Annotated in this window: 15 protein-coding genes; 4 read left to right on the forward strand and 11 right to left on the reverse strand. The window is 39.7% G+C overall.

Going from position 1 to position 12983, the window contains the following annotated elements:
* Nucleotides 1-21 precede the first annotated feature (21 nt).
* Nucleotides 22-666 carry a ParA family protein gene (locus Q9Q86_RS15190; RefSeq protein ID WP_004909505.1) on the reverse strand — a complete coding sequence of 215 codons (645 nt, stop codon included), beginning with the start codon at nt 664-666 and terminating at the stop codon, nt 22-24.
* Between the two features lie 130 nt (nt 667-796).
* On the opposite strand from Q9Q86_RS15190, the gene Q9Q86_RS15195 reads away from it, so the two are divergent.
* A complete protein-coding gene (locus tag Q9Q86_RS15195; RefSeq protein ID WP_004909502.1) occupies nt 797-1264 on the forward strand; it encodes a Holliday junction resolvase-like protein in 468 nt (155 codons plus the stop codon).
* 1 nt (nt 1265) lies between these two features.
* On the opposite strand, the gene Q9Q86_RS15200 is transcribed toward Q9Q86_RS15195, so the two are convergent.
* Nucleotides 1266-1901, reverse strand: coding sequence for a class I SAM-dependent methyltransferase (locus Q9Q86_RS15200; protein WP_039047069.1), 636 nt, complete (start codon nt 1899-1901; stop codon nt 1266-1268).
* A 201-nt stretch (nt 1902-2102) separates the two neighbouring features.
* Between Q9Q86_RS15200 and Q9Q86_RS15205 the strand changes: the two genes are divergently transcribed.
* A complete protein-coding gene (locus Q9Q86_RS15205; RefSeq protein ID WP_112986998.1) occupies nt 2103-2666 on the forward strand; it encodes a hypothetical protein in 564 nt (187 codons plus the stop codon).
* A 46-nt stretch (nt 2667-2712) separates the two neighbouring features.
* Here Q9Q86_RS15205 and Q9Q86_RS15210 read toward each other — a convergent pair whose 3' ends face one another.
* Nucleotides 2713-3255, reverse strand: a complete 543-nt coding sequence (locus Q9Q86_RS15210) for a hypothetical protein (RefSeq protein ID WP_112986986.1) — start codon at nt 3253-3255, stop codon at nt 2713-2715.
* 18 nt (nt 3256-3273) lie between these two features.
* The gene (locus Q9Q86_RS15215) at nt 3274-4053 is read right to left on the reverse strand and encodes a class I SAM-dependent methyltransferase (RefSeq protein WP_112986987.1); all 780 of its coding nucleotides are present in this window, start codon (nt 4051-4053) and stop codon (nt 3274-3276) included.
* 121 nt (nt 4054-4174) lie between these two features.
* Between Q9Q86_RS15215 and Q9Q86_RS15220 the strand changes: the two genes are divergently transcribed.
* Complete coding sequence (locus Q9Q86_RS15220; RefSeq protein WP_112986988.1) at nt 4175-5446, forward strand: hypothetical protein; 1272 nt, start codon at nt 4175-4177, stop codon at nt 5444-5446.
* A gap of 58 nt (nt 5447-5504) precedes the next feature.
* Here the strand turns inward: Q9Q86_RS15220 and Q9Q86_RS15225 are convergent, their stop codons facing one another.
* The 7 genes from Q9Q86_RS15225 to glyQ form a co-directional block, all read right to left on the reverse strand.
* Nucleotides 5505-6092: a hypothetical protein gene (locus Q9Q86_RS15225; RefSeq protein WP_112986989.1), complete on the reverse strand. Its 588-nt coding sequence runs from the start codon at nt 6090-6092 to the stop codon at nt 5505-5507.
* 155 nt (nt 6093-6247) lie between these two features.
* Nucleotides 6248-6694 (reverse strand): hypothetical protein, encoded by a 447-nt coding sequence (locus tag Q9Q86_RS15230; RefSeq protein ID WP_112986990.1) that lies wholly within the window; start codon nt 6692-6694, stop codon nt 6248-6250.
* A 36-nt stretch (nt 6695-6730) separates the two neighbouring features.
* Nucleotides 6731-7147, reverse strand: a complete 417-nt coding sequence (locus Q9Q86_RS15235; protein WP_112986999.1) for a hypothetical protein — start codon at nt 7145-7147, stop codon at nt 6731-6733.
* 251 nt (nt 7148-7398) lie between these two features.
* Entirely contained in the window at nt 7399-7824 is a 426-nt protein-coding gene (locus Q9Q86_RS15240; protein ID WP_005403281.1) for a hypothetical protein, read from the reverse strand.
* A gap of 74 nt (nt 7825-7898) precedes the next feature.
* The gene (gene glyS / locus Q9Q86_RS15245) at nt 7899-9965 is read right to left on the reverse strand and encodes a glycine--tRNA ligase subunit beta (protein WP_112986991.1); all 2067 of its coding nucleotides are present in this window, start codon (nt 9963-9965) and stop codon (nt 7899-7901) included.
* Between the two features lie 45 nt (nt 9966-10010).
* Nucleotides 10011-10406: a tautomerase family protein gene (locus Q9Q86_RS15250; RefSeq protein ID WP_005403279.1), complete on the reverse strand. Its 396-nt coding sequence runs from the start codon at nt 10404-10406 to the stop codon at nt 10011-10013.
* Nucleotides 10407-10436: 30 nt separating this feature from the next.
* Nucleotides 10437-11417 (reverse strand): glycine--tRNA ligase subunit alpha, encoded by a 981-nt coding sequence (gene glyQ, locus Q9Q86_RS15255; protein WP_005403278.1) that lies wholly within the window; start codon nt 11415-11417, stop codon nt 10437-10439.
* 301 nt (nt 11418-11718) lie between these two features.
* Here glyQ and Q9Q86_RS15260 point away from each other — a divergent pair, with 301 nt between their 5' ends.
* On the forward strand, nt 11719-12981 hold the full coding sequence (locus Q9Q86_RS15260; RefSeq protein WP_004757055.1) for a putative DNA modification/repair radical SAM protein: 1263 nt from the start codon (nt 11719-11721) through the stop codon (nt 12979-12981).
* Nucleotides 12982-12983 lie beyond the last annotated feature (2 nt).

The raw sequence follows: 12983 nt of genomic DNA on the forward strand, positions 1-12983 counted from the left end.
GATTAGCTTTAGATACAGTGCTTAGAACCATTCGCTCGGGTCATCGACCAATTGGTTTAAAACAGGTTGCCATTGATGTTGGATGCTGACAAAGTTTTTTTGTGGTTTATCAAAAACACTTAAACCCTGCATCGCCAATGTTCCATAGGCACTTCTTTCTGATATCCATGCCACAGGTTCTTGTTCAATCTTGTTAAAGAAATCTTGAATATCTTTAGAGCTCGCGCTATTCGGTTTGACTCGATTTGCGACCAATAAGATTTGTACTTTTCCCTTGCGAATACGTTTAATCTCGTGAAGATGCTTGAGAAAACGGCGTGTACTATCAATATCGAAAAATGAAGGTTGTAATGGTGTCACAATCGCATGTGCTTCGCTCACCAATTGTTCAGCATGCTCACCTGATAAAGCGCCAGGCGCATCAATAATTAAATAATCGAGATTTTTGGGAGCTTCGCCGATTGATTTCTCATGTCGCCAATCGAGACTTTGAATATTAGTGACAGAGTCGGGGCGTTGTTTGAGCCATTGTAAGGATGATTTTTGATTATCTGCATCTGCGAGAGCGACTTTATAACCTTTTTGTGAGAGCGCAGTGGCGAGCGTAATCGCCGTCATTGTTTTACCACAGCCGCCTTTTTGATTTGCGATTAATATTGTCTTCATGAAATTAGATTTTTTAACGTGTGTTTTGTATTCCACTATACCTTAGCATCTTTTTGAACAGAGTGTGCTACACATGACAAAAGTTTAATGTTGCAGTTAAATAGCAGCGTTATTGAAAAAGGAATGACTTATGTCGGTTTGGCTTGCGATGTTGATTGGTGGCTGTATAGGGGTTGTGATTACCACCCTCATTTTATCAAATAGCCGCAATGGTCGTATTCAAGCTGAATATGAGAAATATATTGCTGAATTGGAACTAGAGCATAAACAGGCATTATTAGATGCTCAAAAGCGTAGTGTGAATACCAGTCGTGCAGTCTTAAAAGGAAAAATGGCTGAGCAATTTGCCCCGATCTTACCTGAGTTTCAATATTTACCTAGTGATGCCAAATTTCTTGGTGATCCTGTCGATTATGTGGTGTTTGATGGCTATACCGATTTTCGTGACGGTGATGGTGATGCAGAAGATATTGAAGTGATTTTATTAGATATCAAAAGTGGTGGTGCGCGCTTGAGCAAAGGACAACAGGCGATTGCTCAAGCTGTTCGAGAAGGTCGAGTCCGTTTTGAAACTTTACGGATCGACTTTGATGATTAGTTCAAGGATTCAACAAAATCTTTTGCACTCGAGCAAGTAGCATCTTTTGTGCGATCGCAGGAATCCCCTCGGCATCAAAATATTGCTTTTCAATAAATTTGAATTTTGCTTGCGCTAGGCTCCGTTCGATATCCCGATTTAAATGGCAACCATCTCCAATGCGCTTCTGAATCGGAGTCAGTAAGGTTTGTAAAGATTGCATTTTTACCGATTCTGGATGTTTGACATGCTCAACGAGATGAAATGTTCCTGTAGGTCTAAGCACACGATAGATTTCAGCTAATGCCTGTTCCAGTTTGGGGATACTACACAGCGTCCATGTCGAAATAATATGGTCTAGCGATGCATCAGCAAATGGTAATTTTTCAGCACTGGATTGGACGTGTTTCACGTGGAAAGGTGCATTCTGAACACGCTCAATCGCCAAATGATAAATATCTGGATTTGGCTCAAGCGCATACAGGGTATCTACATTGCCATAAAATGGAATGTTGAGACCTGTGCCAAAACCAATTTCGAGAATTTCACCTTCGATCGGAATGAGTAATTCGCGTCGTTTATCCATCAAACTGCCCGTTTGCATGACTTGATTGAGTAAATGCGGAAAGATTCGGCGTTGATAAAACTGATAAATCATAGAGAATCCATTCGTAGATTTAATGGGGGGCTGTCGCAGCTAGATGTGAAATGTCAACAGACCCTAAACACTGCACAAAAATATGACTAAAGATTATTTGATTGTTACCAAAAAAAGCAACTTTTCTCATGGTCTAAGCATACTATGAAAGCTCAAACGAGTTTATTTGCTATCAGTCATATTTTTGAGGAAGTAAAAGCCATGAAAAAGCGTCTATGGATGAGTTTATGCATGGTGGCTGCACTGGGTCAGGCACATGCTTCTGCCAGTGGAGTGGAATACAATATTGCGAAAGGTTTATCCCCTCAAGTGAAAGACCAATCGATTTCGGTATTGCAGCCTTTTTACGGTAATTTTCGTATTTTAGGATCTAAAGTTTATCAAAATGATGAGCAAGCCAAGTTTTCACCGATTGATTATGCTGTCAGTTGGGGATTGTTCGCGCATCCTGAAATCGCACGTAATATTTCAGTCAGTCAATATGACCGCTATTTGAATTGGAAAATGGACAAACTTCCCGTGCCTGCGGATCAAGCCATGCAAATGGTATCGAACATGCACATCATTCCTGCCAATCCTGAAATTGCCAAACAAATTAAACAAGTGAAACGTGGTGATTTGGTCCAGTTAAAAGGTGAACTGGTTGAAGTCCGTGATAAAGACTTAGTATGGAAGTCTTCGCTATCACCTACAGATATTGGCGATGGTGCATGTGAGTTATTTCGAGTGAATTCGATTCAATGGATTGAAAAGCAGAAAATCTAATTCAAATTAATCCAAGAAAACGAGGGGGATAACCCTCGTTTTTTATTTAATTGCTTTTATTTTCTGTAGCTTGAGCACTTCGCCAATGATGAAGTTGACTTTGTGCATGTAAATATTCATTTAACTGATTAACTTGCTGATTGGTGTCTGTCGTATTTTGTAGTGCCTTTGCTTGGCTTTCCCAATAATCATATAACAAACCTTGAATATAGCGTCCTTGTTCAGTTTTTAGATCTAAATCTTTAAGCATTGTGAGTGCAGAGTTCACATTGTCTTTTTGGCGTTGTGCTTCAAACTCTGGTGTCAACGTATTTTCTTGCTTCATTTTGGCAAGTTCGATTTCCATGCTATCAGTCATCTCAGTAAAGCGACGATCATAGTCATCCAACACAGCTATATCATGTGCATCATCTGCGGTCGTAGGAAATTGCTTGATCGGTGTCTGATTCAATTGACCAATCGCATCTTGACTAGAGCTGGTTTGATTTTCAGTTGCTGCTGTGGGTTCTTTGTCTTTGTTACAGCCTGTGAGAAAAAGGACTGAACTAAACAATGCTGCAAGGACATAAGTGGTTTTAACGGTTGGCATGGACATATTCATCCCTGATTAATTTGATATTTTCTGAAAGTGATAGGCATAGGTGATATAAGGGAAATCTATCTGATCTTGCGGAGATCGTCCTGTAAAATCAAATACAATTTGTTCAAATTTCGCTTTGAACTGTTGTTGTTCAGGATAGGGCATTGCTGCAATAAAACTGGTGGACAATAAGCGTTTGCTGACTACCTGTTCTACCGTACCAGAATGTATCAGTTGAAAGGTCTGCAAACTATTTAATTTGAATAAATCCTGATCATCGAAAACTTCTTTCCAACGCCCACTATGATAACGTGGAGTATCTCCTTCAAAAGGTGCTATTTCATCTGCTAAAGCTTGAACCCAATCAACATTGATGTCTCTTTGATTCCAAATTAATCCTAGATGACCTGATGGTTTGAGGACTCGATGGATATCAGAAAGGCTGAGTTGATTTGCAAACCAATGAAATGATTGCGCACAAAGAACACGATCAATAGAAGCATTTTTGAAGGGGAGTGAATCTGCTGATGATTGAAAGCACTCAATATCAGGGTAGCTTTGTTGGAGCTGCTTTAACATTTCATTTACAGGCTCAACAGCCAGCACTTTGGCACCTGTTTGAATCAGGTAAGGTAAGAATTTGCCAGTCCCAGAACCTAGGTCTATAACAGTTGAACTTTCACCTATTTTGAGACGATCTTGCAGCCAAACCACTATTTCTTGTGGATAATTGGGACGAACCTGTTGGTAAAGTTCAGCACCTGAACTGAAGCCTTTTTGCGCCGAAGGATGCAGGGATTGTGTCATTTTTTGCGCTTTTTAATCTGTTCTATCTCTATAAAATAAGATACTCGGCAATTTGGGTTTGGCAAAGTCATGATTTGGTGACTTTTTGATACCAACCTAGGATCAACTTTTCAGTGTGAGCATGGATAAGCAAATAATATTTGAAGATGAACATATTCGCGTTATTTTTTTGAAAGGTTCAAGCGACACATTAGTGGTTTCTTTTGGCGATTTGATTAGTCGAGCCAAAGGAATGTCCATCAATGCTGAAAAATCATTAATTAAATATGAATACAATGTCATCGGCATAATGCCGAAATTAAAAACATGGTTTCCTAAGGCCAGCATGTTGCAGATGCAACAACAGATTCAGCCAATTCTTGAACAGTTTGAAAAGCGAGTGGGCTATGGCGGTTCAATGGGTGGCTATGCCGCAATAAAATACTCAAACTTGTTGAATATGCAAAAAATTGTGGCATTTGTTCCACAATTTTCGATTGACCCAGAAGTTGTCGAAGATCGTCGTTATGCAGAATTTTTTGATGCATCTATTCATCAAAATATGCAGATTCAGGCGGATGAGGTCGACGCATCTCGGGAGTATATTCTTGTCTATGATCCCTATTTTGCTGAAGATAAAGAGCATTTCTTAAAAATAAAACCTTTGTTGCCACAGATGGATGTTATTCATTTGCCTTTTACAGCACATGAAGCACTTTCGGTATTGGCAAGCTCGCAACTGTTACATGATTTTGTAGAAAAGCCGTTTGAGCTGACGTATTTTTATCGTCGTGTGCGTGAAGTGAAAAAACAAAGTAAGTTCTACTATCGTCATGTTTTGGATGCTGCCTTATCGAAGCATCAACAAGCATTGTTAAAGATTTTAGAAAATAATGACTTTGCACTTGATGAACGATATTTTGATGCTGTAATGAAACAAAAACTCGTTCAGCAGTTGTTTAAATTGCAACAGGGAACTGAGCAAAATTTACATAAATTAGGTGCGCATGCACATTTTGTTCAAAAAATTCAAACAGCAGCTGCCAACGTCTGTACCCCACAAAACCAATTCTTGGTTTTTAACTTGGTTAGTTTAAAACTTGAAAGCTATAGTGCAGAGCATATTCAGGAAAATTCACAATACCTTGTGCCTTTGCACTTAAAGCCGAATGCGCTAGTTGAGTTAAATTTAAACGATGAATATTATTTCTTGACCATGAATGATCGGGGAATTCATAAACTGATCAAGTTTGGTGATGCTTTACCTTTAGATCAATCACCACTGATATTTAAACAATATCCAGATTTTTATAATCTTAGTTACAAGCAACTGACTTTAAGTTGTGAAGATGATGGTCTGACGCATTTTATTGAGAGTCATTCTGCTGAGCAGAGTCGATTACAACTCTGTTAAACAAAAAAAGCCCTTACATTGCTAAGGGCTTTTTATTTATTAGATGGGTATAAAGTAATTAATTAATGCCGACTTTAGCATTGGTGTTTACATTGGCATTTACACCTAAAACTTTTACACCCACGTTAGTGCCTGCTTGCAGATTTTTCTTATCTGCATTTAAGCCTGTTTTGGCATCTACCGCTGCTGTTTTATTATTCAGCTGCGCTTTTGCATTGGTTTGAGCTTCTAAGCTTAGCGCCTTAGAAGCTGCTTGCTTGTCCGCAATACGTTTTTTCACATCCGCCGTTTTGTCAGCAGCAAATGTTCGACCATCTACGGCTTTCTCTACAGCATAATCTTTCGTATTTTTCACGGCAGTACCCGTGGTATGAATCACTTTTGATCCTATATTTGCAGCAGTACCCACAGTTTTCTGAGATGCATTCACACCTGTGTTCACGGCCGCATGACCAACATGTTGTGCTACATGACCAACGCCTTGTGCTGTGTTAGCAACTGCACCTGTAATGCCTTTTACCAATCCACCAGATTGAACATTCACTTGAGCAGATCCATTCGCATTTACCCCTACATTTTGTGCAAAAACAGAAGCAGAAGCGAGAATAGTTGTTGTCACGATAGCTGTTTTGATCATTTTCTTCATTGCGGTTTCCTTTAAATATGTGCCATGTTGGGGCACTTCATGAACGCAAATGAATCATATCGAGCAAATGAGAGAAAGCTATGGATTTCAGCAAAACTTTACAACTAGATTACAGCTTAAAAACACTTTGGATAGAAATTGTGGAGATGGCAAACTTAGCCACATTGGTCCAAAACGGTTTGGTTAAAGTAGCTTTTTAACTTGTCAAAGTTATGTTTTACCTCAGGTTTCTGAATGTCAAATACTGTGGTTTTTCGGGTTTTCTGATCTAATAAAGGTTTTTCAGTGGTCGCATTGAATAAACGATTCGGCACATATTGATAGGTCTCAGAAAAAGCCCGACTTAACTGATTGCCTTTAAATTCCCATGATTCCGTACTCTGCCCACCATCAAAATAACCTGTAAACTGGATCATACAATGATTCTTGTATTTATTTAAGGATGCGGCATTGGTCTTGGTATCGGGTAGGGCATCAATGTTCTGAACCAGTTGCAGTTGTTGTAAAGGCTGCTCGGCTTGAGAAGAGAGCGTTGAACACGCAGTAAAGCCAATACTACTGACTAAACGAAGCAAAATGGTTTTAAAAGGCATAACTGTCATTGTTTCATTCATTCCTATAAATTTTGTTCAATCGTATTAATTTGATGATGGCTGACTAAGTTCAGCACGCTCAATAGGAACATTTCCATCATTTGTACCAACAACCGCATCTTTGGTGTCTTGCCATTTTTTAGCAGTGTATTGTTTGGCTTTTTGTGTTTGTTCCTGAACGATTTCAGATTGTTCAGCGGTATATTCTTTGGTGTTTTTCCATCTCTCACTCATTTTTTGTGAGGTGTTTTCAGATGCACCTTGAATTGAATCACCTAAGTTTTGTAGCCCTTTACCTGTTTTATATAGCAATACTCGACCAAGGCTCGGGTTGTCACCATAAGGAAGTGTTTTTTCAGCCGTAGTCGTGTTTGCATTTGTGGCTGTTGTATTTTCGGTTGCCCAGAGAGAAGACGATGCGATCAGTGTAGTCGCTAAACACAGAGCAGATATTTTTTTCATCATCTTTTATCCTTTTGGCAATAATGTTGCAATTCAAGTTTTATAGCTTATCGCCAAGTTCAAGAAAAGAATGTAGGTGATGTGAAATTGATAATGTTCGTAACGTTAATTAAAAAGAGACTATCTATATGATAAGAGCACAATTACTAGTTTGGAATTAATCATAAAAACTGTATCAATACGGGAGTAGTTTTTTGATTTAGATGTCCAATATTTAATAAAGCTAAGGCCTCTTTCATCTAATTTTTAATTTATATACAGCTTACTAATTGATTTGGAAAGAATCCACGGACTTTTTTAAATTCAGATTGTACTTCTTGTGCATGAGGATTTAATTTTTGATTTGAATGGACATATTCTAAAAACTGGCCTTGATTCTCAGGGAGCATGGCTAAGCCACCATCAGTGTAATTATATTCTGTCCGCTGAGCTTGTTTTAGTCCTGATGCATTAAAATGCCAAAGGTAAATAATTTTTCCAGTCTCACCATAAAGTGTGATCGATATTGTACAGATATTCTTTTTCCGTTTGAGTATAGCAATGCTTCCTTCGGGAGCATCGTAACCATTGGGGTGATTTACTGCAGCAAGAGTATGTGATTGCTTTGATAGAGCTAAACAGGTGGTAGGATAGATTATGAGTGAGAACATCATAGCGCAAATTTTTGTTTGCATCATTAATAACCACCTAACTAAATAAACCCCGCTATTGTATAGCGGGGTTTATTTGAAAGATCAAGAACTATAAATACTTAACCCTGCAGCACACTTACATCCGCAATTGCCGTGAACAAATCACGCAACTGAGTCAATAAACGTAAACGGTTGGCTTTTAATTCAGCATCATCAGCCATGACCATCACGCCTTCAAAGAAGGCATCAATTGGCGCACGAAGCGCAGCAAGCTTAGACAATGCTTCGGTATAATTACGCGCAGCAAGTAAAGGCTGAACTACTGGTGTTAAAGCTGATAACTCTGCAAAAAGTGCTTTCTCAGCAGCTTCAACCAAGTTCGCTTCAACGACGCTTCCTTCAGGTGTTGCTTCTTTTGCAAGAATATTGGCAACACGTTTATTTGCCGCAGCCAATGCAGCCGCTTCTGGCAATGTACGGAAGTGATTCACCGCAGTCACACGCTTGTCAAAATCAAGAGGAGATTTTGGAGCAAGTGCTTGAACCGCTTGAATCACATCAACTGCAACGCCTTGGTCTTCATATTTGGCACGGTAACGACCTTCAAGGAATGCAACGGCATCCGCACGTGTCTTGTCATGATCTTTAACTATATCGCCATAACCTTGAAGCGCAAAATTAACCAGTTCTTCAATCGTCACATCAAGTTCATTTTCAATGATCAAACGTAAGATACCGATTGCAGAACGACGTAATGCAAATGGGTCTTTAGAACCTGTTGGCGCTTGACCAATACCAAAAATACCAACCAGCGTATCTAAACGATCTGCAAGCGCAATCGTTGTGCCTGTCTTGGTTTGTGGTAATACGTCACCCGCAAACTTAGGTAAGTATTGCTCACCTAAAGCTTCAGCAACTTCATGATTCTCACCCTCAAGGCGAGCATAATAAGTTCCTGCAATCCCTTGAAGTTCAGGGAATTCGCCCACAAGTTCAGAGGTCAAATCACATTTAGCGAGTAACGCTGCTTTTTCAGCATCGGCTGCATTTGCACCTGTAATTGGTGACAATGCTACAGCTAATTTAGCAATACGTTCTGATTTATTCCAAAGCGTACCCAATTGTGCTTGGAATACCATATTTGCGAGTTTTTCTTTACGAGATGCAAGCGGTTGCTTTTGGTCTTGTAGGAAGAAGAATTCTGCATCCGACAAACGAGGGCGTACAACTTTTTCATTGCCTTCAATAATTTGAATCGGATCTTTCGACTCAATATTTGAAATAGTAATAAAGTAAGGCTGTAATTTACCTTCAGCATTGATCAAACAGAAATACTTTTGATTGTCCTGCATCGTGGTAATCAAGGCTTCTTGAGGAACAGCTAAATAACGCTCTTCAAAAGTTGCACGTAATGCAACTGGCCATTCAACCAAGCTGGTGACTTCATCAAGTAAGTCTACTGGGACAATCGCAGTTGCATTAACTTCATCAGCTAACTTTTTCACTTGATCTTGAATGGTTGCTTGACGCTTTTCAAAATTCGCAACGACATAAGCTTTTTCTAAAACAGCAAGGTAGTCATTTGCATGCGCCAAAGTCACGGCTTCAGGTGCATGGAAACGGTGACCATAAGTCACATTACCTGCTTTATGATCTTGAATGATTGCTTCAACCACTTGATCATCTTTCAACAATACGACCCATTTTACTGGACGCACGAATTCAGTACGACTTGCAGCAGAACGCATACGTTTTGCGATTGGTAAGTTGTCTAATGCAGTTTGTAAAATTTGTGGCAGTAAAGCATCAAGGCTTTGACCTTTCACATCTTTCAAGAAGCAAACTTTTTCAACTTTGCCTGCTTGGAACGTCGAAAGCTGATCAACCGTGATGCCTTGACCACGCATAAAGCCTTCAAGTGCTTTGGTCGGTTTGCCTTCAGCATCATAAGCGGCTTGAACAGCAGGGCCGTCAAAACGTTTTTGTGTATCTGCTTGAGCCGCATCGATATCAACAATTTTGAGCGCTAAACGACGTGGTGCAGCATAGGCTTCGATTGCAGCGAAATTTAAGCCTGCATCTTTTAAGCCTTTTTCAGTTTCAGCTTTTAAAGCATCACGTAAAGTTTTTAAGCTTTTGGGTGGAAGTTCTTCACAGCCCAATTCAAATAGTACGGTATGTGTCATTTCAAATGTCTTCTAAAAATATTTATCTGTCATAAGCAAGATGATCTAAACATCTACCTTAAATCCTAATGCAACATCACACGCTGCCTGACCGCCACGGATACCCCAATTTTCTAAGGGAATATCTCGAATAATAATCGTCACATATTTTGGTGGAATACCGAGCAATTCAAGGTTATTTACAATCCCTTGATAAAGATTGCGCTTTGCATCCACAGAACGTCCAGCAAATGCATCAATACTAATTTGAGTATAAAACTCAGGTTGATCTTGATGTGGTGGACAGGCAAAACGATGCGGTAAATGAGCGAAAAAACGGATATGTTTGTCTTTTTCAGGAATTTGAAAGTGTTGGACTAAAGCAGACTGAACAGCATCAATGATTGCTATTTCTTGTTCAGTTGAATATTCACGTCTTACTTCAATCACAACACTTGGCATTTTATTTTCCTAAATCAGATTTTTTCCCATTTATGCATTGGCTTTGTTTTGTGCTGCTTCTGCTTCAACTTGTGCTTTTAACTGCGCTAATACTTCATCACGTAAATGTGGTTCTGCCATTGGGAAACCGAGTTTCGCACGCGCAGCCACATAACTTTGAGCGATTGAACGCGCTAAGGTACGAACACGTAAAATATAACGTTGACGCTCAGTTACAGAAATCGCACCACGCGCATCTAATAAGTTAAAGCTATGCGATGCTTTAATCACTTGCTCATAAGCAGGAAGTGGAAGTTCAGCTTCCATTAAACGAGCTGCTTCAGCTTCATAGAAATCGAATAATTCAAATAATTTATCGACTGGCGCATATTCGAAGTTATAGGTCGATTGTTCTACTTCATTTTGATGGAATACATCACCATAAGTCACAGTACCGAATTGACCTTTGGTCCAAACAAGATCGTAAACTGAGTCTACACCTTGAAGGTACATTGCAAGACGTTCTAAACCGTATGTGATTTCACCAGTAACAGGGTAGCATTCAACACCACCGACTTGCTGGAAGTAAGTGAACTGAGTCACTTCCATACCATTTAACCAAACTTCCCAACCTAAGCCCCAAGCGCCTAGTGTTGGAGATTCCCAGTTGTCTTCTACGAAGCGAATATCGTGAGTCAGTGTATCGATGCCGATCGCTTTTAACGAATCAAGATAAAGCTGTTGGATATTGTCTGGGTTTGGCTTAAGTACCACTTGGAACTGATAATAGTGTTGTAAGCGGTTTGGGTTCTCACCATAACGACCATCTTTCGGGCGGCGTGAAGGTTGAACATAAGCCGCGTTCCAAGTTTCTGGACCTAATGCGCGTAAGAAAGTTGCAGTGTGGAATGTCCCTGCACCCATTTCCATATCATATGGTTGTAATACGACGCAGCCTTGCTCCGCCCAATAGTTTTGTAGGGCAAGAATTAAGCCCTGAAATGTATCAATATGCGATATAGCACGACTCATGGTGCATCCACTGGAATCAAACAAAAATTGTGGTTAAGTATAAGGATTTTCGGGTGCAGTGCAAAGGATTCGAGCGTTTCAGCGACAAGTTCTGATAATAAATTATTTAAACGCTTTTGTTTAATTTTCGAGTTAATTCAAAACGGACCCAATAGCCGACATATTTTCCCAGTTGGCAAAGTTCTGAATGGAAGACCATTCACATAAACGTCACCTCATGACGCATAACATCTTTATCGATCTTAATTTTCAAATCATGAAATGTTAGCTTTGAAATGATGTTGTCACAGAGGTGTTTGATATGTCTGATCGCATTCGTGAAAAATTACAAATTCTTGCGGACGCAGCTAAATATGATGTGTCCTGTTCCTCTAGTGGTAGTGACCGTAAAAATAAAGACAAAGGTTTAGGTGATGCCAGTCGGGCAGGGATTTGCCATAGCTATACCGAAGATGGGCGCTGTGTTTCATTGCTGAAAATCTTGTTCAGTAATGTCTGTATTTTTGATTGCGCTTATTGTGTGTCACGCCGTTCCAATGATGTCAAACGTGCTGCATTTACCGTACAAGAAGTGGTTGATCTGACCATTAATTTTTATCGTCGTAATTATATAGAGGGATTATTCCTGAGTTCAGGCATTTTTAAATCCGCAGACTATACGATGGAGCGGATGCTCCAAGTGGTGAAAAAGCTACGTCTAGAGGAAAATTTTAATGGCTATATTCATCTCAAAACTATTCCAGGTGCATCGCCTGAACTAATTCATGAAGCAGGGCTTTATGCTGACCGTATGAGCATCAATTTAGAAATGCCAACCGAGGTTGGGTTAAAAGCATTTGCTCCTGAAAAATCACATCAAGAAGTACAAAAAGATTTGGGACTCGTACGAGATCGACTGATTCAACTCAAAGATGAACGTCAAATTATTAAGCATGTGCCGAAATATGTACCCGCAGGACAGACCACGCAAATGGTGGTTGGCGCACATCAAGAAACCGATCAAGACGTACTTGTAATGGCAGATCGACATTACAAAGAATTTAAACTCAAACGTGTCTATTTCTCAGGTTATATTCCAATCAACACAGAAAATAATTATCTTCCTGCTGTCGGTTCAGCACCACCTTTGTTGCGTGAAAATCGTCTTTATCAAAGTGATTGGTTGATGCGTTTTTATGGTTTTGAAGTCAATGAAATCGTCAATGAAAAACACCCACATTTAGATTTGGATGTAGACCCAAAACTGAGTTGGGCGTTGCGTCATCCCGAGCAGTTTCCAGTGGATTTAAATCGTGCTGACTATCGTATGATCCTTCGTGTACCAGGTATCGGCGTAAAGTCAGCCAAGAAAATCGTGCAAGCGCGTCGTTTTGGCAAGATACATACTGATTTATTGAAGCAACTCGGTGTGGCGTATTCACGTGCCCAGTTTTTTATTCGCTGTGAAGACAGTCCACGCTTTCAAAAGGAACTTTCTACGACTGATATTCGTCAGCAAATACTAACGCAGGGTTCATCCAAGTACGTGAAACAACTGTCACCTCAGTTGAGTTTAGGATTCTAAAC

The sequence above is a fragment of the Acinetobacter sp. A22 genome, assembly GCF_030913345.1.
In the GTDB taxonomy this organism is placed as follows: Bacteria; Pseudomonadota; Gammaproteobacteria; order Pseudomonadales; family Moraxellaceae; genus Acinetobacter; species Acinetobacter junii.

Bases quoted from the DNA above. Each gene is read 5' to 3' on its own strand.
- Q9Q86_RS15195 (WP_004909502.1), top strand. From the start codon at position 797: ATGTCGGTTTGGCTTGCGATGTTGATTGGTGGCTGTATAGGGGTTGTG.
- Q9Q86_RS15190 (WP_004909505.1), bottom strand. From the start codon at position 666: ATGAAGACAATATTAATCGCAAATCAAAAAGGCGGCTGTGGTAAAACA.
- Q9Q86_RS15215 (WP_112986987.1), bottom strand. From the start codon at position 4,053: ATGACACAATCCCTGCATCCTTCGGCGCAAAAAGGCTTCAGTTCAGGT.
- glyQ (WP_005403278.1), bottom strand. From the start codon at position 11,417: ATGAGTCGTGCTATATCGCATATTGATACATTTCAGGGCTTAATTCTT.
- glyS (WP_112986991.1), bottom strand. From the start codon at position 9,965: ATGACACATACCGTACTATTTGAATTGGGCTGTGAAGAACTTCCACCC.
- Q9Q86_RS15260 (WP_004757055.1), top strand. From the start codon at position 11,719: ATGTCTGATCGCATTCGTGAAAAATTACAAATTCTTGCGGACGCAGCT.
- Q9Q86_RS15235 (WP_112986999.1), bottom strand. From the start codon at position 7,147: ATGAAAAAAATATCTGCTCTGTGTTTAGCGACTACACTGATCGCATCG.
- Q9Q86_RS15240 (WP_005403281.1), bottom strand. From the start codon at position 7,824: ATGATGCAAACAAAAATTTGCGCTATGATGTTCTCACTCATAATCTAT.
- Q9Q86_RS15230 (WP_112986990.1), bottom strand. From the start codon at position 6,694: ATGACAGTTATGCCTTTTAAAACCATTTTGCTTCGTTTAGTCAGTAGT.
- Q9Q86_RS15225 (WP_112986989.1), bottom strand. From the start codon at position 6,092: ATGAAGAAAATGATCAAAACAGCTATCGTGACAACAACTATTCTCGCT.
- Q9Q86_RS15200 (WP_039047069.1), bottom strand. From the start codon at position 1,901: ATGATTTATCAGTTTTATCAACGCCGAATCTTTCCGCATTTACTCAAT.
- Q9Q86_RS15220 (WP_112986988.1), top strand. From the start codon at position 4,175: ATGGATAAGCAAATAATATTTGAAGATGAACATATTCGCGTTATTTTT.
- Q9Q86_RS15210 (WP_112986986.1), bottom strand. From the start codon at position 3,255: ATGCCAACCGTTAAAACCACTTATGTCCTTGCAGCATTGTTTAGTTCA.
- Q9Q86_RS15250 (WP_005403279.1), bottom strand. From the start codon at position 10,406: ATGCCAAGTGTTGTGATTGAAGTAAGACGTGAATATTCAACTGAACAA.
- Q9Q86_RS15205 (WP_112986998.1), top strand. From the start codon at position 2,103: ATGAAAAAGCGTCTATGGATGAGTTTATGCATGGTGGCTGCACTGGGT.